This is a genomic window from Pedobacter sp. GSP4 (assembly GCF_051857575.1).
Classification (GTDB): Bacteria; Bacteroidota; Bacteroidia; order Sphingobacteriales; family Sphingobacteriaceae; genus Pedobacter.
In genome coordinates this window covers 646,565-671,835 of record NZ_JBPZIR010000002.1, presented here as the reverse complement: position 1 = coordinate 671,835, position 25,271 = coordinate 646,565, and the positions used below count along the sequence as shown (strand labels likewise).

Annotated in this window: 20 protein-coding genes; 11 read left to right on the top strand and 9 right to left on the bottom strand. The window is 39.0% G+C overall.

The genetic code is table 11. The features are described from left to right. Window positions 1–2 precede the first annotated feature (2 nt). Together ppk1 and ACS5PU_RS06360 are read left to right on the top strand one after the other, a co-directional pair. The gene (gene ppk1, locus ACS5PU_RS06365) at window positions 3–2,063 is read left to right on the top strand and encodes a polyphosphate kinase 1 (protein ID WP_439458438.1); all 2,061 of its coding nucleotides are present in this window, start codon (window positions 3–5) and stop codon (window positions 2,061–2,063) included. Next, on the top strand, window positions 2,063–2,944 hold the full coding sequence (locus ACS5PU_RS06360; protein ID WP_439458437.1) for a Ppx/GppA phosphatase family protein: 882 nt from the start codon (window positions 2,063–2,065) through the stop codon (window positions 2,942–2,944). The genes ppk1 and ACS5PU_RS06360 overlap by 1 nt, the downstream gene beginning before the upstream one ends. Window positions 2,945–3,227: 283 nt before the next feature. Here the strand turns inward: ACS5PU_RS06360 and ACS5PU_RS06355 are convergent, their stop codons facing one another. From ACS5PU_RS06355 to ACS5PU_RS06335, 5 genes are all read right to left on the bottom strand, one after another. After that, a complete protein-coding gene (locus ACS5PU_RS06355) occupies window positions 3,228–3,578 on the bottom strand; it encodes a DUF5655 domain-containing protein (RefSeq protein WP_439458436.1) in 351 nt (116 codons plus the stop codon). A 6-nt stretch (window positions 3,579–3,584) separates the two neighbouring features. Continuing rightward, window positions 3,585–4,310 (bottom strand): 6-phosphogluconolactonase, encoded by a 726-nt coding sequence (gene pgl / locus ACS5PU_RS06350; RefSeq protein WP_439458435.1) that lies wholly within the window; start codon window positions 4,308–4,310, stop codon window positions 3,585–3,587. 110 nt (window positions 4,311–4,420) lie between these two features. Further along, window positions 4,421–5,935, bottom strand: coding sequence for a glucose-6-phosphate dehydrogenase (gene zwf / locus ACS5PU_RS06345; protein WP_439458434.1), 1,515 nt, complete (start codon window positions 5,933–5,935; stop codon window positions 4,421–4,423). Between the two features lie 30 nt (window positions 5,936–5,965). Then, window positions 5,966–7,381: an NADP-dependent phosphogluconate dehydrogenase gene (gene gndA / locus ACS5PU_RS06340; protein ID WP_439458433.1), complete on the bottom strand. Its 1,416-nt coding sequence runs from the start codon at window positions 7,379–7,381 to the stop codon at window positions 5,966–5,968. An 88-nt stretch (window positions 7,382–7,469) separates the two neighbouring features. After that, window positions 7,470–8,228, bottom strand: coding sequence for an ROK family protein (locus ACS5PU_RS06335; protein WP_439458432.1), 759 nt, complete (start codon window positions 8,226–8,228; stop codon window positions 7,470–7,472). A 104-nt stretch (window positions 8,229–8,332) separates the two neighbouring features. Between ACS5PU_RS06335 and ACS5PU_RS06330 the strand changes: the two genes are divergently transcribed. The 8 genes from ACS5PU_RS06330 (at window position 8,333) to ACS5PU_RS06295 (ending at window position 20,787) form a co-directional block, all read left to right on the top strand. Continuing rightward, on the top strand, window positions 8,333–9,613 hold the full coding sequence (locus ACS5PU_RS06330; protein WP_439458431.1) for a sterol desaturase family protein: 1,281 nt from the start codon (window positions 8,333–8,335) through the stop codon (window positions 9,611–9,613). A gap of 515 nt (window positions 9,614–10,128) precedes the next feature. Further along, window positions 10,129–13,458, top strand: coding sequence for a SusC/RagA family TonB-linked outer membrane protein (locus tag ACS5PU_RS06325; protein WP_439458430.1), 3,330 nt, complete (start codon window positions 10,129–10,131; stop codon window positions 13,456–13,458). A 10-nt stretch (window positions 13,459–13,468) separates the two neighbouring features. Next, a complete protein-coding gene (locus ACS5PU_RS06320) occupies window positions 13,469–15,040 on the top strand; it encodes a SusD/RagB family nutrient-binding outer membrane lipoprotein (RefSeq protein ID WP_439458429.1) in 1,572 nt (523 codons plus the stop codon). Window positions 15,041–15,064: 24 nt separating this feature from the next. After that, window positions 15,065–16,684, top strand: a complete 1,620-nt coding sequence (locus tag ACS5PU_RS06315; protein WP_439458428.1) for a DUF5689 domain-containing protein — start codon at window positions 15,065–15,067, stop codon at window positions 16,682–16,684. Window positions 16,685–16,823: 139 nt separating this feature from the next. Next, entirely contained in the window at window positions 16,824–18,236 is a 1,413-nt protein-coding gene (locus ACS5PU_RS06310) for a calcineurin-like phosphoesterase C-terminal domain-containing protein (protein ID WP_439458427.1), read from the top strand. Between the two features lie 5 nt (window positions 18,237–18,241). Continuing rightward, window positions 18,242–19,141 carry a glycerophosphodiester phosphodiesterase family protein gene (locus tag ACS5PU_RS06305; protein WP_439458426.1) on the top strand — a complete coding sequence of 300 codons (900 nt, stop codon included), beginning with the start codon at window positions 18,242–18,244 and terminating at the stop codon, window positions 19,139–19,141. A gap of 20 nt (window positions 19,142–19,161) precedes the next feature. Next, window positions 19,162–20,067: a glycerophosphodiester phosphodiesterase family protein gene (locus ACS5PU_RS06300; protein ID WP_439458425.1), complete on the top strand. Its 906-nt coding sequence runs from the start codon at window positions 19,162–19,164 to the stop codon at window positions 20,065–20,067. 27 nt (window positions 20,068–20,094) lie between these two features. Then, window positions 20,095–20,787, top strand: a complete 693-nt coding sequence (locus tag ACS5PU_RS06295) for a GDSL-type esterase/lipase family protein (RefSeq protein WP_439458424.1) — start codon at window positions 20,095–20,097, stop codon at window positions 20,785–20,787. A 739-nt stretch (window positions 20,788–21,526) separates the two neighbouring features. On the opposite strand, the gene bioD is transcribed toward ACS5PU_RS06295, so the two are convergent. The 4 genes from bioD to ACS5PU_RS06275 form a co-directional block, all read right to left on the bottom strand. Further along, window positions 21,527–22,135 carry a dethiobiotin synthase gene (gene bioD, locus ACS5PU_RS06290; RefSeq protein ID WP_439458423.1) on the bottom strand — a complete coding sequence of 203 codons (609 nt, stop codon included), beginning with the start codon at window positions 22,133–22,135 and terminating at the stop codon, window positions 21,527–21,529. Further along, window positions 22,136–23,257, bottom strand: coding sequence for an aminotransferase class I/II-fold pyridoxal phosphate-dependent enzyme (locus tag ACS5PU_RS06285; protein ID WP_439458422.1), 1,122 nt, complete (start codon window positions 23,255–23,257; stop codon window positions 22,136–22,138). Between the two features lie 72 nt (window positions 23,258–23,329). After that, on the bottom strand, window positions 23,330–23,782 hold the full coding sequence (locus ACS5PU_RS06280) for a hypothetical protein (RefSeq protein ID WP_439458421.1): 453 nt from the start codon (window positions 23,780–23,782) through the stop codon (window positions 23,330–23,332). Between the two features lie 80 nt (window positions 23,783–23,862). Further along, window positions 23,863–24,639 (bottom strand): XRE family transcriptional regulator, encoded by a 777-nt coding sequence (locus ACS5PU_RS06275; RefSeq protein WP_439458420.1) that lies wholly within the window; start codon window positions 24,637–24,639, stop codon window positions 23,863–23,865. Window positions 24,640–24,772: 133 nt separating this feature from the next. Here ACS5PU_RS06275 and ACS5PU_RS06270 point away from each other — a divergent pair, with 133 nt between their 5' ends. Continuing rightward, window positions 24,773–25,123: a GIY-YIG nuclease family protein gene (locus ACS5PU_RS06270; RefSeq protein WP_439458419.1), complete on the top strand. Its 351-nt coding sequence runs from the start codon at window positions 24,773–24,775 to the stop codon at window positions 25,121–25,123. Window positions 25,124–25,271: the final 148 nt, after the last annotated feature.

Sequence of the window (25,271 nt, the reverse complement as noted above, 5' to 3'; positions counted from 1 at the left end):
AAATGAGCAAGAAGAAGATTCCATTTTTTAACCGCGAAATTAGTTGGCTTTATTTTAACGACCGTGTGCTTCAGGAAGCAGCAGATGAAACTGTACCACTAATTGAGCGTATCAAGTTTCTTTCTATCTTTTCATCCAACTTGGAAGAATTTTATCGTGTTAGGGTAGCTACAATGACCAGGCTAACCAATTTAAACGATAAAGCAAAAGCACTTTTAGGCTTTAACCCTAAAAAAATACTGAACGAAATCAAGAATATTGTTGTAAAGCAAGAACGGAAATTCGACCAGCTTTTTCAGGCTACCTTGATTAACGAACTTGCCCAGAACAGGATTTTTATTTTAAATGATACCCAGTTGAACGTAAGCAGGGGCGAGTTTGTTAAAAACCATTTCAGGGATAAGATTTTATCCAACTTGGTTCCGATCATGATTGATATGGATAAGCCTTTTCCTGAATTGAAAGACAGGTTCTTATATTTCTTTGTTAAGCTATCCAAAAAAGACAGTAAGGTGAGGGAAAAATATGCCCTTATTGAAATTCCACCAAGCTTGCCGCGGTTTTTGGTATTGCCCGAAACCAATGATTTAAAGTTTATTATCCTTGCCGAAGACATTATACGCTATTGTTTAGACGATATTTTTTATGTTTTTACCTACGATAATTTAGAAGCCTATTCTATTCAGCTTACCCGCGATGCGGAATTGGATATTGATAAAAATATCAGCGATAAATTTATTGATGATTTAAAGAGCAGTTTAGAAAAGAGGAAAAAAGGCAAGCCCATGCGTTTGCTTTACGATTCGGCCATGCCTTTAAATATGTTGACCGTTTTGGTAAATAAGCTGAAATTAGAGGCCGAAAGTTTAATTCCGGGTAACCGTTACCATAAATTTGGCGATTTTATTGCCTTTCCGAATGTGGGCAAAAAAGAACTGGAATATGCGCCCAATGTACCGCTTAAGGTGCACGATCTTCACCGTACACAGAGTGTGTTTACCAAAGTGGCACAGCGCGATTACCTGGTTAATTTACCTTATCAATCTTACGATTATATTATTCTCTTTCTGCGTGAAGCAGCTATTGATCCAAAAGTTACCGAAATACAGATTACCCTTTACCGCTTGGCAGAAAATTCGAAGGTAATCAATGCCTTAATTAATGCAGCTAAAAATGGGAAAGCGGTTTCTGTACTCTTAGAGCTGAAAGCACGTTTTGACGAGCAGGCCAACATTTACTGGACCAGCCGTTTAATGGAAGAAGGCGTTAAGGTAAACTATGGGTTAACCGATTATAAAGTACACTCCAAAATATGTTTGGTAAAACGGATGGAGAAAGATAAACCCGTTTATTATGCCAATTTAGCCACAGGTAATTTTAACGAAAAAACAGCTGGTTTATACTGCGACCACAGCATTTTTACGGCTAAAAAGGAAATTACGAATGATCTGGTTAAGTTATTTGATGCTTTGAGCAAAAGAACCGTTACAAAAGGTTTTAAACACCTGATTGTTTCGCCCTTAGAGAGCCGATCTAAGCTCGTTAATTTTATTAACAGGGAAATTAGAAATGCCAAGGCAGGAAAAATAGCCTATATTTTATTAAAAGTAAACAGTTTGGCCGATGAAGGTATTATTGGCAAACTCTACGAAGCCAGTAATGCCGGCGTTAAAATTCAGTTGATTATCCGCGGTATATGTTGCCTTGTGCCAGGTGTTAAAGGTTTTAGCGAAAACATAACCGCCATCAGCATTATCGATAAGTTTTTGGAACATGCCAGGGTTTATATTTTCGGCAACAACGGCAAAAACGATATGTACCTTTCTTCAGCAGATTTAATGAGCCGTAATTTTGAGCACCGCGTAGAGGTAGGTTTTCCGGTATTAGACCACGATGTGAAGCAGGAAATACAGGATATTATCGATCTGCAACTGCAGGATAATACTAAATCAAGGCAGATTAATGCCCTGAACAACAATAAATATCACAAAAACAGATTAAGCAAAAAAATAAGGGCGCAAGTTGATATATACAACTATTTAAAAACCAAGCATCAATCATAATGTTAAGATACGCAGCCATAGATATCGGTTCGAATGCCGTGAGGTTACTCATTGCCGATATCAGTAAACAAGAAGGAGAATACAAATACAAGAAAAATACACTAATCCGCGTGCCGTTGCGGTTAGGTGATGATGCATTTTTGGATCAGCATATTTCAGAGAAAAAAACCGGCGATCTGGTTAAAACCATGACCGCTTTTAAAAATCTGATGGATGTTTACCACGTTTCTGAATATTTGGCCTGTGCTACATCGGCCATGCGCGAGGCCAATAACGGGCAGGACATTGTTAAGTTGATTAAAGAAGAAACAGGTCTTAGCCTCGAAATTATTGAAGGCCAAAGAGAAGCCAATATTATTTACGCTAACCACATAGAGGCCGAGTTGGATGATAGCAAAACATATCTGTATATTGATGTAGGTGGTGGAAGTACAGAGCTGTCTGTTTTTGTAAAAGGAGTGCCCGAGGCTTCTAGATCTTTCAATATCGGAACCATTAGGATGCTCGATAACCAGGACAAAGAAGAAACCTGGGATGAAATGAAAGACTGGGTAAAGGAACATACCAAGGCTTACAAACATTTAGCTGGTATCGGAACAGGAGGGAACATCAATAAACTCTTCCGCATGTCGGATGAGAAGGATAACGCGCCACTTTCTTTACAGAAGTTGAATGCAATGTACAATAAGCTAACCAGTTATTCTTTAAAAGAACGGATTAATACCTTGGGTTTAAATCCAGACCGTGCAGATGTAATTATACCGGCCTGCGAAATTTACTTAACCTTAATGAAATGGACAGGTATTAAGCAAATTTATGTGCCAAAGGTTGGAATGGCGGATGGGATTATCAAATTATTGATTGAGGAAAAGTTGGATTAAAGAACGCTAATCCTAAAATCTCCATTTCAATCGAATTGGAGAAATGATTTATAACTGTCGGATGGCAACATCCGACAGCACACCGAGTCGTCATTTCGACCGGAGTGGAGAAATCTACAACGATACCTGGTATTAGATGTTACCATCCGATGCTCATATTAGTCTGGTTTTAACTGTTGGATGGCAACATCCGACAGCACAATTAGAAACATTAGACTTACATATGTATCTAGCGCTCTGCATTCCGTGCTTTCCTCTGTGTACTCGATAGTTAAAAAACGGGTTACCCCATTGCCAATTTCAAAAAACCTTTAACCTCTTCATTTATATCTTCTTTAAATAAAATCCTTAAATGGTGGTTGTACTGCTTGGTGCCGGGTACCTGGGCAATTTTACTAAAACATAAATTATCTTCATAAGGCCGATTGAAGGGGATAACCACATGGATAAAATTTTTGCCCAATTGGGTAATGTAGGCAAAGCTGGTTTTGGCTTCGAGGGCAATCATAGATTTGGTTGGACGCAGATTAACTTCTCCCATTTCGGCCAATTGATCAATAAAAAAACGGAATAACCCCAAGGTGTATTCCGTTTTTCCGTTTAAAAAGTCTGATAAAAGTTTTTCCTCAGACATGGTGCTTTAATCTTCTAATAATTTTGTTGCAGCCTCGTCGGTAAACCAGGTTAATTTTCCATCAACAGGATTAATTAACTGCGAAGGGTAGGTGTCAACATCTTTTTGTTCATCACCAATAATGTGTTTCAGTGCTTCGGCCTTATTTTCGCCAAAAACCAAAAATGCCACATTATCTGCTTTGTTAATTAACGGAGCAGTAAAGCTGATGCGGTAAGTGTTTAATTTTTCTACAAAAACAGAGGCAATGTTTACTTCTTCATCCTTAACCAAAGTGGTATGCGGAAAAATAGAAGCCGTGTGTGCATCATCACCCATACCCAAAAGAATAAGATCGAAAGCAATGTCTTCGCCATTAAAGTGCTTATCAATTGCTTTTTTATATTCAATAGCAGCTTTTTCTGGCGCTAGGGTCGTATCAACATAAAAAATATGATCTTCTTTAATTCCCAATGGATCTAAAATTGCTTTTTTAGCCATTAATCCATTATAGTTATCATCATCTGCTGGTACATTGCGTTCGTCTCCGAAAAAGAAATACACCTTCTCCCAATCAATTCTATGCGCGCATTCGGTAGCAAGAAGATGGTACAGTGCTTTTGGAGAACTCCCTCCGGTTAGCACAAAATTGAAGCGGTCGTTTTCCTCAATCGACATTTCTGCGATTTTGATGACGTAGTCCGCTAAATCCTGATTTAATTCTTCGAGGGTTTTGTATATGAGTAAATTCATTTTTATAAGTTAATCGTCACCACGAGGAACAAAGCAATCTTAAAGCGCCTGGTTTTGAATAACAATCGTAGTAGGATTGCTTCGTGCCTCGCAATGACGGTGTTTTTTGTTTAATCCTTATTCTTTAATGGCAGGTTAAACCAGTGGAAACCGTCTCTTGCAATTAATGCCTCGGCTTCTTCAGGTCCCCAGCTATCAGCAGGATAATTAGGGAAGTTGATTGATTTTTTGCTTTCCCATGTATTTAAAATCGGCATTACCAATTCCCATGCCGCTTCAACCTGATCGCCACGCATAAATAAGGTTTGATCGCCCATCATAGCATCCAACAATAAAGTTTCGTATGCTTCTGGCGTATCGCCTTCGTAGGTTCCTTTATAATCGAAAACCATATCAACCGGATTTAATACCATATCCAAACCAGGTCTTTTAGCCTGTACCTGCATACGGATACTCATTTCGGGCTGGATACTGATTACCAAGCGGTTTTGCTGCCAGTTTTCGGTTACGCCAGAAGAGAAAATCTGATGCGGAACATCCCTGAACTGAATGGTAATCAATGATGAAGTTTGGTTTAAGCGTTTTCCTGTTCTCAGATAGAACGGAATGCCCTGCCATCTCCAGTTATCGATATGGAATTTAACTGCTGCAAATGTTTCGGTATTGGAATGGTCATCTACACCTTTTTCCTGGCGGTAGCCCGGAACTTCTTTACCTTCTACCCAACCTTTGCTGTACTGCCCGCGAACGGTGTGGAAACGGATATCTTCAGCAGAGAACGGACGCATGGCCTTTAAAACCTCTACCTTGCGGTTCCTGATCTCATCGGCATCAAAATTAATCGGCGCTTCCATACCAATAAGGCAAAGTAGCTGCAACAGGTGATTTTGGATCATATCGCGCAATGCACCCGAACCTTCGTAATAACCTCCACGGTCTCCAACGCCCAATTGCTCTGTTACCGAAATCTGAACGTGGTCGATATACGATCTGTTCCAAAGTGGTTCGAAAAGGGCATTGGCAAAACGGAAAGCCATCATGTTCTGCACAGTTTCTTTACCCAGGTAATGATCAATACGGTAAATCTGTTTTTCCGTAAAAATGGTGCTTAGCAGTGTGTTCAGCTCTTTGGCTGATTCTAAATCATGACCGAAAGGTTTTTCAATTACGATTCGGCTGTTATCCTCATCCTGTGTTAATTTATATTTCTGTAAACACTCTGCAATAATAGGGAAGAAATTAGGTGCAACAGCCAGATAAAAAATTACCTGTGTACCTGCGCCATATTCTGTTTGATATTTTTCTACCGCTGCCTTTAAATTTTCGAATGTTTTAGGCTGTGCAAAATCGGTAGGGCAATAGTGGATGGTATTTCCAAACTCATCCCATTTTTCTTTTTTTACTTTTCCGCTTCTCGAGAACTGATTAACAGCATCTTCTAAAGCAGCTTTATAGCTATCATCGGTAAATTCGGTCCGGCCGGTACCAATAATTGCAAACTTATTTGGCATGTAACCCTCCATAAACAGATTATATAGGGCAGGTGCTAATTTTCTTTTGTTTAAATCACCTGTTCCGCCAAATATTACAAATATGGTCGGGTTTAATGCGGTTTTAGTTTTCATTTTATTATTTTGATCGTAAATACAATATAGTTAAGATAATTTATTCCAGTCAGCGTGGAATACACCCTCTTTATCAATGCGTTCGAAAGTGTGCGCACCGAAGAAATCGCGTTGAGCCTGAATTAGGTTAGAAGGCATTCTGCCTGTGGTAATGGTATCGAAATAGGTTAGGGTAGATGCAAAAGCAGGTATGCCCAGTCCTGAGTTAATGCAGGCTGATATGGTTTTACGTGTTCCGGCTAAGGTACCTTTAATGATGTTCTGGATTCCAGCATCACCGAAAAGGTGCTCTAAAGCATTATTCTTCTCATAAGCCTGGTAAATATCGGCCAAGAAAGTAGCCCTGATGATACAGCCACCACGCCAGATTTTTGCAATTTCCTGCAATTGTAAATCGTACTGGTATTCTTTAGAGGCCTGAACCAATAGGTGCATACCTTGTGAATAGGCACTGATCATCGAAAAATAGAAAGCATCTTCCAGCTCATCAACAGTAACGTCTATCTTGGTATCTTTTTTACCAAAAGCTTCTTCTAACGAAACCCTAAGTTTTTTGAATTTAGATAAATCGCGGTTAGATACGGCTTCGTTAATGGTAGGTACGGGTAACTGCAGTTCCATCGAAACCTCCGAAGTCCATTTTCCGGTTCCTTTAGAGCGGGCTTCATCTTTAATCTGATCTAAAAGGTCGTTCTGGGTTTCTGTATCTTTAAACAGGAAGATCTCGGCAGTAATTTCGAGTAAAAATGACTGAAGTCTACCTTCATTCCATTTTTTGAATACTTTATAAATTTCTTCGTTTGAGTAGCCTAAGCCATTTTTAAGGATACCATAAACTTCGGCAATAAGCTCCATGATGGCATACTCAATACCATTATGCACCATTTTAACAAAGTGGCCAGAAGCACCCGGGCCAATATAGGTTACACAAGGATCGCTGCCAACTTTTGCAGCAACGGCATCAAAAACTTCTTTAACAACGTTGTAAGCCTGTTTATCGCCGCCTGGCATCATACTAGGACCAAAACGTGCGCCTTCTTCTCCTCCTGATATACCCATTCCGAAGAAATGCAGGCCATCTTTTTCCAGTTCATCTACACGGCGGTTGGTATCGGTAAAGTGCGAGTTTCCGCTGTCAATAATAATATCGCCTTTACTTAAAAGCGGCTTCAATTCGGCAATAACGCTATCTACAATAGGACCGGCTGGAACCAATAAAATTAAGGTACGTGGTGTTTGTAAGCTCGAAATAAAGCTTTCAATATCATTAAATCCCTCTAAGTTATGTGTCTTGCCTTCTTCTTCAAGCTTCGCGATCATTTTTTGATCTTTATCGTAACCTGTTACAGAAAAGCCCTTATCAGCCATGTTCAACAATAGGTTTCGGCCCATAGTGCCCAAACCGATCATGCCCAATTTATATTTTTTTAAATCGTTATTTGCCATTTTTTATTTTTTTGAATGCACCCAAAAATAGGGTTTACAAATTAATATTGCAGATTTTGTTGTTAAAAGATTGTAATTATATGCGGTTTTATTTTTTAGGTTCGACCGTAAATATGTTGTACTTATCGGCCAGTTTCCACAGTTTGGCACCGCCTTTAATGCCATCTCTGTTGGTTACGGTTTTAATGTTCGGTTCCAGTTTAAAATCTATCTGTTTCGAATTGCCCCCGCCTATATATAAGGTATCGTAATTGAATACGGTTTTATAGATTTCGATTACCTTTTTGAGCCTTTTGTTCCAGCGTTCCTGGCCAATTTTTTCGAAAGCTTTGTTGCCTATATAATCATCGTAATCTTCCTCTTTGCTGATGGGGAAATGTGCCAGTTCTAAATGCGGAAGCAATTCTCCATCAAATAAAAGGGCAGTACCAAAGCCTGTACCCACTGTAAACACAATTTCGAAGCCTTTTCCTTTTACCACACCCAAGCCCTGTTGGTCGGCATCGTTAACCAGGCGCACCGATTTGCCAAGTTCGTTGGCTACGCGCTGGGCCAGATCTACATCTTCCCATTTTCCTTTTGCAAGGTTAGGGGCCGTTTTTACGATCCCGTTTTTAACGTAGCCCGGAAATCCGATAGAAACGCGGTTGTAGCTATCAGGGAAAGTTTTTATCAGTTCTACAATTCCAGTAACAATATCTTTAGGGGTAGCTTCGGATGGGGTTTTGCTTTTTAAATATTCGGTAAGCATATTGCCTTCTTCATCCAAAAGCACTGTTTTTATGCTCGTGCCGCCAATATCTATCGATAATATGTTGTTGTTATCACCTTTTTTCTTTGTAGCCATAATAATGTATTTCTAAAATCGAAGTTCTACAAATAAATTAAAACCACAAACAATAATTGAAGATAGCCGTAATCTATATGTAATAAAATAATTCTATTAAATCTATGTATTTACTAGAATATATTTATGTTTGCAACGTTAACATAAAAAAGAAACAGACCACTATGACCTTAAACTATCTGGCATTTGCGATTCCGGCATTTTTTATTTTTGTATTTATAGAGTTCAAAATTGCCGGCCACCAAAAAAAAGCAAAGGTTTTTAAATACGAAAGTACGGTAGCTAATTTTAGTGTTGGAATTGCAGAGCGTTTGCTTAACCTGTTTATAGCGGCCAGTTTTTATCAGGTGTACCAATGGGTTTACGTAAATTATGCCATTTTTGATATTTCTACCAAATGGTATGTATGGATTTTATTGCTGCTTGCAACCGATCTGGTTTGGTACTGGTACCATAGGCTAGGGCACGAAATTAATTTTTTATGGGCCGCGCACATTGTGCACCACCAAAGTGAGGAGTTTAATTTATCTGCAGCGGCAAGGATTACGACCATTCAGTCTATTTTCCGCAATGTTTTCTGGTGTATATTGCCTTTAATCGGTTTTCATCCCAATATGATCATAACCATACTTTTGGCGCACGGGGCCTATTCGTTTTTTACGCATACGCAATTGATCGGTAAACTTGGGTGGTTGGAAAATGTATTAATTACACCTTCTCTTCATGGTGTTCATCATGCTTCGGACGAGAAGTACCTGGATAAAAATTATGGTGATGTTTTTGTTTTTTGGGACAAGATTTTCGGCACCTTTCAAAAAGAGGAAGAACCGCCTAAATATGGTTTAACGCATCCGATTAAGAGTTATAGTTTTCTTTGGCAGCATTTTCATTATTATCTGGAAATAGGAGAAGCCTACAGGCGCGCAAATGGTTTTAAGGGGAAATGGAATGCTGTTTTTGGCAGTCCAGCTTTAATGGACCAGAACATTAGGCCTGTATTGGAGGAACGCTATTTTCAAAATAAGGGCCAGCATGCCGATAAGCCTAAATTTAGAAACTATTTAAATATACAACTGGTTATTGTTGTTGCCATGCTCACAGCAGTTACATTATGTTATGGCAATTTAAGTCTTTTAAACAAGGTTGCTGTTTTGATATTTATTTTGGTTACACTTATCAATATAGGTGCGCTTTTGGAGCAACGTAAATGGATTTACTATTTGGAATGCTTTAGATTGATTTTAATTTGCGCTTTCTTTTTCTACATTTTTGGTTTACTTGAATTTTTAATATTTCCGGTAATTATCCTTATTGCACTTGAGCGAACATTCTCTTTACGTAAACTTTACATGAAACACGTGTTTGAGTACGTAAAAGCAAGTTAAAAGTGTTTCTTTAGCTTTCGATTTGGCTTAAAGTATAAATGTTACAATTGGATGTTTAATTTTATTAAAAATTATTGAATTTTAATTTAATAGTATTTAATGTAACTGTTGTAACGAAATTATTACCCCGTTTTCAGTATACCTATTGTTTCATTAAAATCTGCTTAAACTTTCTTTTAATGCTTAATAGGACTTGTTTTTGGCCTATTGAGCGATGTTTTATTTCGTTTATGTTATTGAACGTCCTTCTGGTATAGAAAACTTTCTTTTCTCTCCTTTAAATATTATTTCCGAAATTAATAAATTGTTTATAGTTTCGATTATGTTAACATTTTTTGAATATCGAAAGTATTGAAAATGTTAAAACCAACAATTCGTAATTTTATGAGCGTTCCTTTTGTTTTCTTAACTGCTGCTTAATACAAATTTAATGTTAACGCCATTACTTTGCCGCTAATCCGAAGACGAATAAAACGAAAATTACTAATTATTGAAATCTAATAACCGGATATAATATGAACAAACTTTTTACGCAAAAAACTTCTGTGCATCGACATGGATTAAACGTTGGTGATGTCCCTAACTCCCCGCGTAATGAAAAGAATCCGTTCCTCAACATTTTGAAACATCCCTTTTCATTTTACTTTAAAATCTTTCTGTTATCGATTGTTATCCAATCTCAATCTATCATAGCAGCAGTTGCACAGCAACCTGTTCCGAAAAATATCGTGGTTAAAGGAAAAGTATTGGATAGCGAAGATGGTTTGCCTTTAGTGGGTACAACCATAACCGGTAGTTTAAGAAAAGTATTGGGTGTAACCAACGAAAATGGAGAATTTTCGGTTAGCCTTGCAGCTCCGGGCGAGATTTCTTTTAATATGGTTGGTTACGAAGTTACTAAACGCAACTTCAGTGCCAATCAGAATGGTATTGTTATCCGCTTAAAATCTTCTACCGGACAGCTAAGTGAAGTGGTTGTAACGGCATTGGGTATTAAGAGGGAAGAAAAAGCCTTAGGTTATGCGGTTACCAAAATAGACAGCACGCAATTAACTGATGCGGTAGCTACCAACTGGACCGATGCACTTTCGGGTAAAGTGGCCGGTTTAAACTTAGTTAGGTCTAACAGTGGCCCTGCGGGTTCAAATAAAATTATTTTGCGCGGTGAAAACAACCTAACCGGCGATAACGAAGCACTTATCGTAGTAGATGGTGTGGTAATTAACAATAGTGGAGGTAGGCGTACAGCAAATGGATCTGACGGTGTTTATGGTACCGGAAGTGATAACATGCCAGCCGATTACGGTAGTACCATCAACGATATCAATCCGGAGGATATTGAAAGTGTAACGGTGTTAAAAGGCCCGGGTGCGGCTGCATTGTATGGTCAGCGCGGTGCAAACGGTGCTATTATTGTAACGACCAAATCTGGTAACGCAAAACGTAAAAAAGTTGGAATCAAATTCACTTCTAACGGATCTTTTGAAGAGGTTAACCGTTGGCCGGATCTACAATACGAATATGGACAAGGTTTAGATGGTGCTTCATATTATTCTTACGGTACAACTGCCGATGGCGCCAGTACCAGCGGAACAAGTTCGGCTTATGGTCCGCGTTTCGATGGTCAGATGTTTTTTCAGTACGATCCGGTTACGCAAACAACAGGCAAAACCAGAACCCCATGGGTACCTTATAAAAACGAAATCAGAGATTTTTTTGCCACAGGCGAGAATTTAACAAACTCTTTAAGTATTGATGGCCGTTATAAAAATACTACAGCACGTTTCTCTATCACCAACCAGAATAATACCTGGATTGTTCCTAAAACTGGGGTAGAGCGTACTACAATTACTTTATCAACCAATACTGATGTAACTTCTAAATTAAAAATTGCCACTAAAATCAATTATGGCAATAGGTTTAGCGATAACCTTCCAGGCGCTGGTTATGGTAACCAATCTTTAATGTACTGGTTTATTTTCTGGCAGCCAAACGCCAGTTTAGAGTGGATTAAAAACTACTGGGCCAATGGTCAGGAGAACCGGGTAATCAAATATCCATTCAGTTCTTTCCCTGAAAACCCTTACGCTGTGGTTAACGAATTTATCAATAAAACTGGCCGTAACAACGTAACTGCAAATATTCAGGCCAGCTATCAGTTTACCAAAGAATTAAGCTTACAGTTAAGGTCTAGTATCGATTATTCTTCTGAGCAACGTGCACAAGAACGTCCTTACGATTCAGGTAGCCGTTTGCCGCAGGGATCTGTACGTAAACAGGATATTCATGCTCAGGAAACCAATATTGACTTCTTGTTGAGATATGATAAAAAGATCTCAAAGGATATCAATATCAATGCTTCATTGGGCGGTAGTGAGCTAAGAAATAAATACGATAAATCAGATCTTCGTGCAGATGGTCTTAAAATTCCTGATATTTATGAGTTAACCAATAACTTATATCCGTTAATTTCTATACCGGATACCAGTAGATACAGGATTAACAGTTTCTACGGAATTTTATCTACCAGCTTTAAAAACTATTTGTATGTAGATATTACCGGTCGTAAAGATTGGAGTAGTGTATTGGCAACTGCAACCAGAACAGATAACGTTGGATTTTTCTATCCATCAATCAGTACCAGTTTTGTATTGTCAGAATTCTTCAAATTGCCTAAAGTAATCAGCTTTGCGAAATTAAGAGCTTCAGTATCGCAAGTAGGTAGCGGTGGTACAACACCTTACCGTACCGCTTACACTTATTCGTTAGCTTCAAATGGTACTTATCCTGATAGCTCATTGGTAAACCCTTCTATTTTGCCTAACGAAAATTTAAAACCGCTTAAAACCACCACTTACGAGGTGGGTACCGAGGTGAGTTTACTTAAAGGTAGATTAGGTTTCGATGTAGCCGTTTATGCTGGTAATACCAAAAACCAAATCTTAACCCGTATTATCGACCGTTCATCGGGTTATAACCAAGCGTTAATTAATGCCGGACAGGTAAACAACACCGGTGTTGAGGTTGCGCTGAACGGAACACCGATAAGCCAAAAAAATGGATTTAAATGGACTTTAAATGCGACTTTCGCTTCTAACTCTAACGTAATTAAAGCCTTAACCGATAGTTCTATTATTTTAAGAACAGGACCAGTTGCCGGCGGACAGATTGTAGCTAAAGTAGGCGGAAGCATGGGCGATTTGTATGGTAGAGGTTATGTACGCGATCCACAAGGAAATGTAGTGTACGATGCGACTACTGGTTTCGCGAAAATTACCGAAGGTGTGGTTTACTTAGGTAACACAATGCCGAAATATAAATTCAGTATCGGTAGTAATTTCAGCTACAGAAACTTTAGCCTTAATGTATTGTTCGATGCACAGGTTGGTGCTGTTGCACACTCGCTGTTAAACTATAAAATGGTTGAACAGGGTAAGTTAACCAGTACTTTACCGGGCCGTTACAATGGTATTATTGGTAATGGTGTGGTACAGTTAGCCGATGGTTCTTATGTTAAAAACACTACTGTAGCTTACGATATTGATGAGTACTACCGCTCGCACATGGGCGCAGATAATGCCGAAGGAAGTACGTTCAGTACCGATTTTATCAAGTTCAGGGAAGCTTCTTTAAACTACAGGTTTAATCCTCGCTTCTTACGTAAGCTTGGCTTATCAACAGCAAGTTTTGGTGTGTATGGCCGTAACCTTTTCATCTGGTCGCCATGGCCAATGTTCGACCCGGAATTTGGTACACTTAGCGGTTCGGATATTGTTACCGGTTTCGAGATCGGTCAATTCCCATCAACCAGAACTTATGGTTTCAATTTATCAATTGGTATATAATCTTTTAAAAATGAAAAAGAATCTATATAAGAGTATTGCGGTTTTGGGTGTGTTAATGACTACACTTTCCGCTTGCGATAAAAATTTTCAGGAAATTAATATTGATCCGATCAATATTCTTTCTACAACACCAGATAAGCTGCTTGCACCAGCCCTGGTAAATACCCTTACGCCCGGCATGATCCGTAACCGTAACTTTAACAATGAATTGATGCAAGTAACCGTAAGCATCAGCGATGGTGATGGAACTGTATTTAGGTACGAATACCGCAACACCTTTTCTGATTATTTGTGGAACTCTTGGTATGTGCAGTTAACCAACTTTAAAGATATTTATAAGCTGGCCGGAAAACCGGGTATGGAAAATAAATCATACCAGGGGATTTCTTTGGTATGCCAATCGTGGATTTATTCGATGTTAACCGATACTTATGGCGATATTCCTTACTCGCAATCTAATCAGGGCAGCACCGGTACTTTAGAGCCTGCGTTCGATAAGCAGAAGGATATTTACCTTGATATGTTTAAAAAACTGGAAGAAGCCAATACTTTATTAAGTGCGGGTACTGCCATTACCCCATCAAGCGATCCTGTATTTAAAGGCGATGTGGCCAAATGGCGCAAATTTTGTAACTCTTTATATTTAAGGCTGTTGTTGAGGGTTTCAGGTAAATCGGAAGTTTCTGCTCAGGTAATTGCAAAGATTAAGGATATTGTGGAAACCAATGCAGCCAATTATCCGATTATGAAAGCCAATAATGAATCGGCTACTTTAGCATGGACAGGCTTAACCGGAACCGATCCTTTCGTAAACCCATACGTTAACGGCGTTAGGGTACAGGATTTCAGGTCGCCGGCAATCGGTAGCTTTTTTATTGAGCGTTTAGCAAACTGGAACGATCCACGTATTGATATCAACGCCGCTAATGGTTATGCAAATAATGGGATCAACCGTTTGGGTATCTCGCAGGGACCGGGCGGATTTGTAGGCGTACCAAGTGGTTATGCCATTGGAGCCGGCGTAGTTAAACAGGCATATTTTTACTCTTACGATCAAACGAGCTCGAGTGTAGCCATTGGCGCAAGATCTTTGCAGCAATCGCCACTAACCGGAATCCTGATGAATTATGCTGAGGTTCAGTTTATTTTAGCTGAGGCTGCGCTGAAAGGTTATATCGGTGGATCGGCAGAAAACTATTATTATACAGGTATGGCGGCGGCAATCAACTATTGGGTGCCTAATTTCCCTACTGCCATTACCAGCCCGGTATTTACAAAGTATGTGAACGAAGCAGATATCGACTGGTTAAACACAGGTTCAACTGAAGATAAGTTAGAGCAGATTCACGTTCAGAAATATTATGCCTTATTTCTGGTAGATATGCAACAATGGTTCGAATATCGCCGTACCAGCCATCCAAAATTACCAAAAGGAGATGGTTTAAGAAATGGTGGTGTTATGCCTGCAAGGATGACTTATCCCGTTTATGTTCAATCTGCAAACCCAACAAATTACCAAAATGCTGTTGCAGCACAGGGTGCAGATGTAATATCAACCAACGTTTGGTGGCAAAAACCTTAATCAGGAATTATTAAAATTATTAACATGAAAAAGATATTATTATATAGCATTCTTCTGTTCACTGTTCCTTTATTATGGACCAGTTGTAAAAAATCGAATTATCCGGGGGGAGTTGTCAGTAACTATATTCCGCTTTACGATTTAAGAAACCTTTATAAAGGTGAGGATGTGACGTTGAGTACAGATAACATGTTTGGCTCTAACAGTATTGCTGCGGTAGTAATTTCAGATCACTCTGGCAAAAATCTACCAGAAGGCATCCTTTTTGTGCAGGACCGTATCAGGTTAAATGAATTGCGTGGTATTCAGATCCCTTTGGGCAGTGAAGCCGCTAAGTACGTTCCCGGCGATTCAGTACAGATAAATGTGGAAGGTGCAGTATTAAAACGCGTAAACGGCAACTTGCAGATTACGAACGTAAGCCCATCGGCAGTTAAAAAAGTAGCTTCAAACCGAACAATTGCTAAAAATAGAGTTCCAAGTAGTTTTATTTTGGCCAATCCAGATAAATACGAAAGTACTTTGTTAGCCATTGTAAAAGGTGGTTTTGATCCGCTTCCATTGCCTACTGATATTTTATCGGGCGACAAAAAGTTAAACGATGGTTTTGGCGATATTACCTTACATACAGATGCCAATGCAACTTTTGCGAAAAATGTGCTGCAATTTTCGGCAAACTATTATGGTATCCTTATCAATAAAGTGGATAGCAAAGGAGCTTTGGTTCCCGAGCATCATATGAGAACAGCAAAAGATGTAATTACCTTAAGTTCTACACCAGAAATACCTGATTTCATTATCTCTGGATGGATACCTGATCCAAAAGGAACCAATGCGAACAATAACTACATTCAGTTTATTGCTACAAGAGATATCGATTTTGCAGCTACGCCATTTTCGGTAGTAACCACAAATAATGCAGGTGCCTCAACACCAACAGGTTTCCCTGCCAATGGCTGGGCTACTGGCGGATTACGTACCTATAAATTTAACCTAACCAGCGGATCGGTGAAAAAAGGTGGTTACTTCTACGTTGGTGGTGCAGGTAAAATGATCAATAGTTCGAGCTCTACGCCAATTCCTGCTGCACAGTATATCAGAGCAATTAATTATTCTACAACTGCTGGTGATGGTTTTGGCGCGATTACAAGTACATTATTGGCCAATAGTGGTAATGCTTACGGTATTGCTGCATTTAAAGGTACAACTGTTACTGCAACAACCAGACCAATGGATGTGGTATTTATCCATAACGGAGGAAGTTTATTTAACCCGGGTCCACCGGCCCAAGGTTATTTAATTGCCAATACGGATTTTTATGATGTTTATGATCCTCTAGAAGTCGACAACTCTGATCCAACCAAAGGATATCAGCCTTATTACTTACAAGGTACAAATACGCTCAAGTTTAATTATCATCCAAATGCAGTAGCAGATGTGGGCTGGTATTATAAAGCTGGCGGAGTTTACAGTGTAACATTGGGTAAATGGGTTAGAGCAAGAAGCATGAAATATATTATTTTATCGAAGGTTGCTCCAGTTGCTACGATGGCTACAATAGAAGATGATAATATCGTGATCAATTACGGTACTGCTGGTGAAGAATTAAGTAGAGATACTATTCCACCTACAAGAATCAGATAATATTTTATTAACAATAAAAAGATACCCAGGCATTCATTTAATGTTTGGGTATTTTTTGTCACATATACATTTTAATTACAGTGTGTGATAACCGTTAGCAAAGAAATTGCGATGCATAACGATAAGCACTTCAGCAATAATGATGAACAGAAGATCTTTCATACAAAAAGGTGGATTATTGGCCACAACCTTATTTGTAAGCCTTAAAAGCCATTCATTTTCTTTTCTAGAAACCGATAAAAAAATAAGCGGTAAAATAACCAGCAAGGGTAAAGGCGTAGCAAATGTGGTGGTATCTGACGGTTATAGCGTAGTGCAAAGCGATAAGAAGGGAAACTATACCATAGAAGTGCACGAGCTGGCCCGGTTTATCTGGATCAGTACACCTTCCGGTTTCGAATTTACCACCGATAGCTTTCTGGCTAAATATTATGAAAAGCCCGGTGCAAAGGCCGAATTAAACTTCGAGCTTAAAAAAATGAAGGTTGATGATACGAAGCACAACTTTATTATCTGGGCCGATCCGCAGGTAAAGAATAAAAAAGATGTGGCACAAATGATGGAAACATCGGTGCCTGATACCAAAAAGATAATCAGATCGATAGGTAACCTGCCCGTACATGGCATTACCGTAGGCGATATAGTTTGGGATAACCATGAACTGTTTGCCGATTATAATAAAGCTGTTGTAGAAATGGGGATTCCGTTTTTCCAATGCCTGGGCAATCACGATATGGATTACCGGATGGGCGGCGATGAAACCTCTGATGTTACTTTTCAATCGCATTACGGGCCAACTTATTATTCTTTTAACAGGGGCAAGGCCCATTACGTAGTTTTAGATGATGTACGCTATTTAGGCGTAGAACGTACTTACGATGGCTATATTTCGCAAACCCAATTGGATTGGCTGGCTAAAGATTTAGAATTTGTGGCAAAGGATGCGTTGTTGATCGTTAATACCCATATTCCGATCCACAATTCGGTAAAAAACAATACCGATTTTTACGCTTTGCTTAATGGCTTTAGCAATGTGCACATCATGTCGGGACATACCCATTACAACAGAAATGTAATTACGAACAGTATTTTCGAACATAACCATGGTGCCGTTTGCGGTGCTTGGTGGACAGGCCCGATATGCGAAGATGGAACCCCGCGTGGTTACGGTGTATACGAGGTAAACGGTACCGATTTAAAATGGTATTACCAGCCTACTGGTTTGGACAGAAAAGAGCAGGTACATATTTATGTAGATGAATTAACCAACCAGAAAAGATTGATTGCCAACGTTTGGAACTGGGACCCGATGTGGAAAGTAGAGTACTTTTTGGATGGTAAGGCTATGGGCAAACTGGAGCAGGAAAAAGGATACGATCCTTTATCGGTAACCCTGTATAAGGGCGATAAACTACCTGCTGGCAGAGCATTTCCTGAACCAAGTAAAACCGATCACCTGTTTGTAGCGCATTTTGAACCCGCTGTTAAGCAGGTAAAGGTTGTGGTTACCGATAGGTTTGGAGAAGTATTTGAAGCTGAATTTAAAGGATAAATCAAATGAAAGTACTTGCAGCTGTTTCAGGATTAATGGTGCTGTCAACCTTATCGTTATACCGGTTAAAAGTGGCAGGCACATTGCCCGAATACCCTAAGTTTAGCAGCGAAGCACACCGTGGCGGCAGGGGGCTTATGCCCGAAAACACCATTGAAGCCATGTTGTTTACGCTAAAAAACCATCAGGTAACTACTTTAGAAATGGATACCCATATCACTATGGACGGGGAAGTAGTAGTTACACATGATAATTACCTAAGCAGGGCTTTTACACTTTTACCAAACGGAACCGAAATTCCAAAAGAGGATGCCAAGAAATATGTTGTTTATAAAATGAATTACGACAACATTAAAAGTTTCATTTTAGGCTCAAAACCTTATGCTGCATTTCCTGATCAGCAACAAGTTAAAAGTTATATCCCACGGTTGGGCGATTTAATAGATTCTGTTCAGCACTATATCAAAACCAACCACAAAAAGCAGTGCTTTTACGATATCGAAATTAAATCAACAGAAAAAGGTGACGATCTGCTACATCCAAAACCCGAAAAGTTCGCCGATCTGGTCCTTGGAGTGATCAAGAAGAAAGGTATATTAAATTATACCATTATCCAGTCTTTTGATAAACGTGCCCTGCAGTATATCCATAGAAAATATCCCGAAGTGAGGTTGAATTATTTGGCCAATAATGATAAGCCTTACGAAACGCATATGGCCGATCTGGGCTTTAAGCCATTTATTCTAGGCTCATCCTATAAAGGTTTTGATCCCGAAATCATCAATAAGGCCCATGCCGATGGGGTAAGGGTTTTAACCGCTACAGTGAATTCAAAAGAGGAAATAGAAAAATTAAAGACGTTGGGAATAGATGGCGTAATGACCGATTATCCAGATCTTTTTTAAAGCAATAACAATAAAATACTATGAAATTAAGCGTATCTGCGCTGTTAATTACAGCTTCAACTTTAATTTGTGCCGAAACATTTGCACAGAAAACAGCCGAATTTCCAAAGTTTAGTGCCGAGGCGCATCGGGGTGGCCGCGGTTTAATGCCCGAAAATACCATTTCGGCCATGCTGAACACCATGAAAATTGAAGGCATTACCACTTTAGAAATGGATACCCATATCTCTAAAGATGGAAAGGTAGTGGTTACCCACGATGATTACTTAAGTCCGGCCTTTATGCTTACGCCCGATGGAAAAGAGATTGCCCAGGCTGATGCTAAGAAGTATCCCATTTTCGGAATGGACTATGCCGAAATTAAGCAGTTCGATTTGGGGAGTAAATATTACGATCTTTTTCCCCAGCAGAAAAAAGTGAAATCGCATTTGCCTTTACTTTCGGAGCTGATAGATTCAGTTCAGCGCGATATTAAAACCAATAAACGCAAACAGTTTTTTTATAACATCGAAACCAAATGCAGTGATAAGGGCGATGGTATTACCAATCCTGAACCAGCGGTTTTTGTTGAGCTTTTGATGGAGGTAATCACCAAGAAAAAAATTACACCCTACGTTGTGATCCAATCTTTTGATAAAAGGACCATTCAGCTCATTCATCAAAAATATCCAAATGTTAAAACCTCTTTTTTGGTAGCCAACAAAAAAACGTACGAAGAAAATATTGCCGACCTTGGTTTCAAACCTTTTATTTTAAGTCCGGTATGGCAAATGGTTAACGAAGACCTGGTAACAAAAGCCCATGCCGATGGTGTAAAAATTATTCCGTGGACAGCCAATACCTTAGCCGATATCCAAAAATTGAAAGCTTTAAATGTAGATGGAATTATTTCTGACTTTCCCGATATTTTAGTTCAGGCGAAATAGTAATTTAGGCATTTATATTTAAGCTATATGAAAGCATTTTTTAATAAAATTTTACTTGCTGCGGTAATTGCATTGAATGTTACCGCAGTAAGTGCACAGGTTGTTAAATGGGACAGTACCTACCGCCCCGGAAAATATGTAGAACAGGTTGCAAAATTTAAAGCCGATCCAAAATCCAAAAAAGATTTCGTATTTCTGGGCAACAGCATTACCGCAGGAACCGATTGGGCCAAATTATTGGATCTTCCGCAGGCTAAAAACAGGGGTATTTCTGGTGATATTACCTTTGGCGTTTTGGATCGCTTACAGGATGTTATTGATGGTAAGCCCGCCAAGGTTTTTATTCTGATAGGCATAAACGATATTTCACGGAACATCCCGGATAGTGTGATCCTGCGCAATTATAAAACCATCGTGAGCCGGATCAGAAAGGGATCGAAGAAAACGCATATTTACTTCAATACACTTTTACCAGTAAACAGTGCCTTTGAAAAGTTTAAAAACCACTATGGAAAAGATGAGCATATCCTTTGGTTAAATGACGAGATCAGAAAATTCACGGCAAAAAATGTAACTGTTATCGATCTGTATCCAAATTTTACTGATCAGGATAAACACTTAAGGGCAGAACTAACCAAAGATGGGCTGCACCTTATTCCAGCTGGGTATCAGGTATGGGCCGATTTTCTTAAAAAAAGTGGCTATTTAACTGAGCGATAATTGGGAGGATGCCCCCAGGGCCTAATTTATTTTCAAGATTGTCAGTTTGAGGCTGTCGAAACATTTCAAAATAGCTTATTGAAATCATTCTATAAACTACCATTAATATGGGACCAGCGTGCAAATTAGCCAGGCCATAAGCAGCATCTAGTTCTCCGCTCACTGTATTTCCGTGTACTATTTGATGTCGAAGCAATATTGAAGTTAATTCGTAGCACAGTCTATTGAACAGACCCAACTGCCGCACGTAAGCATGATGGATTGGTGTAATGTAATGGTTCAATTAGCTTTTTCAAGAAGATACTTCGCTGCGTCCGATAGCTATCGGACCAGGATGATAAATTATGGCAGGAGTCTTTACAAGCTGCTATCGGCATCTTGCTATCTGCGCCCTGCTACCGGCCTAGGATATGATGGAAGGAGAAAACGTTAAAGCTTTTAGAATCACTTTGTATTTACCCCAAACAAGGCAGCGCGTCCTTAAAAGCTTTAACGAATTTATCCGACATCAGATCCAAGCCTTGATCTTTTGTTTCTTTTCTATCAAGAGAAAAGAAAGAGCCCCAACGGCGGTGAGTTGGGAAAGACTGAGCAAGGGGCAAGACATAGCGAATGCATTAAGATTCCCGTCTGCGCTGGAATGACGGATTGGTGTAATGGAATGGTTCAATTGGCTTTTCGAGAAGATCCTTCGGCTTCGCTCAGGATGACAATCTATATTTATAAGGTTTTTTAATTTTTAAAGCGAAATATACCCCCCAGCCAAGGCGATCTGCTCTTGGTCAATCTGATTTAAATGAGGCACATGGCCCAGCTTTTTTGCGTTGCTATATTGCACAATATATCTTTCAGTCTCTGCATTCTCGTCTCCGTTAAAAATAATTCCCTTAATTGGAATATGGTATTGTTTTAGCAGATTAACCGATAGGAGTGTATGGTTTATGCTCCCTAGGTAATTTTGAGAAATTAAGATCACTTCCACATCCAGTTTTTTGATCAGGTCAACAATCAGTTCCGATTCATTTAATGGAACCATCAATCCGCCGGCACCTTCAACAATTAAATTGTTCTGCGTAACCGGTATTGTGATATTGTTCAGGTCGATTTGAATACCATCTAACCTGGCCGATAAATGCGGTGATAAAGGTTGGGTTAATCGGTAGCTTTCGGGATGAATAAAGGTTTGTGTATTGCTGATGAGACTGCTGATGGTTTTACTGTCGCTGCTATCCAGATCGCCCGATTGAATCGGTTTCCAGTAATCGGCTTTTAATTTTTCTGTTAAAATTGCACTGATCAAAGTCTTTCCAATTCCGGTTCCAATACCGGTAATAAAATATTTAGCCATTTAATTAATCGTGTTTAAGTGGTTTACCAATGCGATAATTTCATCATCGGTATTAAAGGTGTGTAGGCATATTCTCAGCCTTTCTTTGCCAACAGCTACCGTGGGGCTTAATATTGCACGTACATCATAACCTTTGTGCTGTAATGTGGCCGCTGCAAGCTTTGTGGCCTCGTTCGATGAAAATAATATGCCCTGTATAGTGCTTTCGGTATCTAGCGCAGATATGTTTTTTTCTTTTACTAATTTTCTAAAGAGCGCTATTTTTTTGTGGATTAAGCCATGGTTTATTCCATTTAATAACTGATATGCTGCATTAACAGCAATAATATTGTGTATTGGCGCTGCGGTAGTATATATAAAAGCCCGGGCAAAGTTGATTAGGTAATGGCGTAAATTGTTGCTGCCCAAAACAATAGCGCCATGAGCACCAATCGCCTTGCCAAAAGTTACAATACGGGCGAATACCTTCTCGTTTAAATTGAACTGATCAACCAGGCCCTGGCCTTTTTGACCAAAAACACCGGTTGCATGTGCCTCATCTACGATTAGATTAGCCCCATACCGATCGCAAAGGTTGGATATTGCCGTTAATGGAGCGGTATCGCCATCCATGGAGTACACACTCTCTACCACGACAAAAATATTTCCCTTGGCCAGTTTAAGTTTGTCTTCCAGATCGTTTATATCGTTATGGCTAAATTTATAGCGTGTTGCATAACTTAACCTGCATCCATCTATAATACTGGCATGTATCAGTTCGTCGGTAATAATGGTATCGCCACGTTGTGGAAGGCTTGATAACAGTCCAACGTTGGCATCATAGCCAGAGTTGAAGATCAATCCGCTTTCAGCACGGTGGAAATTGGCGATAAACTGTTCTGTTTGTTCGGTATAAAGTGTGTTGCCGCTTAATAATCGGGAGCCGCCAGAACCATTTTTATAATCAGGTAAATGATCGATAATTTCGTTGATGCGGTCTTTTAATTCTTGTGATCTGGCAAAACCTAAATAGTCGTTTGAACAAAAATCGACAGGAGGGATGTTTGTAGAAAGATTTCTGATCGATAGGTTATCTTTTCGTTGCTGAAGTTTTCCCTGAAGAAACTGCTCAATGTTACTCATCGGCCAAAAATAAAGAAAGCGCTCCGGATAATCGGAGCGCTTTCAAAAAAAATGTAATTAATTAATGTTCAGTTATCCCTGTGTAGGTGGATTAGAAACTACTGGTGCTTTGTCTTTTCGGCCTTTACCCATTCCTTTTCTCATTTTCTCGCCTTTTTCTTTAGCTTCTGTACGGAAAGCATCCATTTTAGTTTTTTGATCTGCAGTTAACACGGCATCAATTTTCGCTTTTTGCTCATCCATTGCTGCTTTACGTTCTTTAAACTTGCCTTTCATATCGCCTTGGTCAGCAGATCTCCAGGTATCTATTTTCTTTGCGTTTTCGAGCTCAATTGCGTAGATCTTGGTTTTTTGATCGGCGGTTAAGCTTAACTGTTTTTCTAACTTGGCAGTTACCTTTTCAGCACGTTGTTCTGCTGTCATTTTTGGCATCTGTCTTCTCGCTCTTTTTGTGGTGTCTTGTTGGGCAAATGCAGCGGTTAAGCCCATTACTGCAATTGCCAATGTTAAAATTGCTTTTTTCATGTTTATGTTTTTTTATGTGTTTGTTAAATGGATAGATATAAAAAAACGCAAACGGTTTAATCGGGTATCGTTAAAAAATGTTAATTTTTATTGAGCTGAGAAATAGATTTTTGCATCTGGGCCATCATTTGGGTTAAGGTTTCCATAGTTGGATCAGGTGCAGGCTCTGGCAATGAGGTAGAAATGTAGGCTTTGGCTTTCCAGATTTCCAAAATATCATCAGCGGCAATGGTATAAGGATCGTATACCTTATTGTCTGATATTAACTTTAGGTCTTTGTTCTCTTTAAAGCGGTTACCTGCTCTTTTGTATACAACACCTTCATTTTTGCTGATGATGACGTAAGTTTCGCCGGTTTTTACTTCGTTCCAGTTGTCTAAATACTCGCCAATAATTACACTGCCAGGCTGGACAGGCAGCATGCTATCGCCCATAATTTCAAAGGCCCTAAAAGTTCCCTGTCTTAAAGCTGCCAATGGCAACTGAAATTTAGGAAGATCACTTATATATTGTGGGTCGGAAAAACCGTTCAGGTAACCTGCACTGGCTTTAACCGGAACCAATTCTATATTCTCTCTATCGTTCTGATCAACTGAAATACTTAGGACCCTAAGGTTAGATCCTTGGCTTTTTGGCTTCGGTTTCCAGCTGTCAGATATTTTTTCATTGATGAATTCATCAATGGTTAGGTCAAAATATTCTGCTATTTTTTTTAGTAATTCATATTTGGGCTCAGCACGGTCTTCCTCATAGGCGCCGATTAAAGATCTTTTAATTTCCATAATATCAGCGAAATTCTGCTGTGTATGGCCTTTTTTCTTCCTGAGGTACTTTAAATTATTTGAAATATTTGACATAAAAATAAATTTTAAAATAAATTTGGAATTACTAAAATAGTTAGTAATTTTATGCTCATAAAGTTAGTAATATTATTTTGAATTGCAAGAAGGTATACTAAATAGTTTAGTTTTAATTTTTAAACATAAGAAGATGAAAAAGTTTGTTTATATGGTTACCGACAGAAATCGTACAAGTATGCACGTAGGCATGAGTTCTGATCTGATTAAGACATTGGATTTCTACAAGCAGATGCCAAACTTATTCTTTGATAATGGAAAACAGTTAACACGTTTAGTTTACTTTGAAGAGTTTAAAACAGAAGCACAGGCTTTGGTTCGTTTTAAAACCATTAGCAGGTTTACCCGTATGCAAAAAGAACGCCTGGTACGTTCGTGCAATCCTGATTGGATTGATCTTACCATCGGGCTCGATTTTGAAAATATCCTCCTGCATAGAAATATTACCAACCAGGTAAAACTAGCATTCACCAGTTTATCTTAAAAACATATCCTATAAAAAATAGTGAACCCCAAAAGTTTTTGTCTAACTTTTGGGGTTCACTTCAACCTTGACCGCTTTTTTTATGTACTGATAAATGATTGAATTAACTATTTTACCATTCAATCATTCACTAATTCAATACTTCATT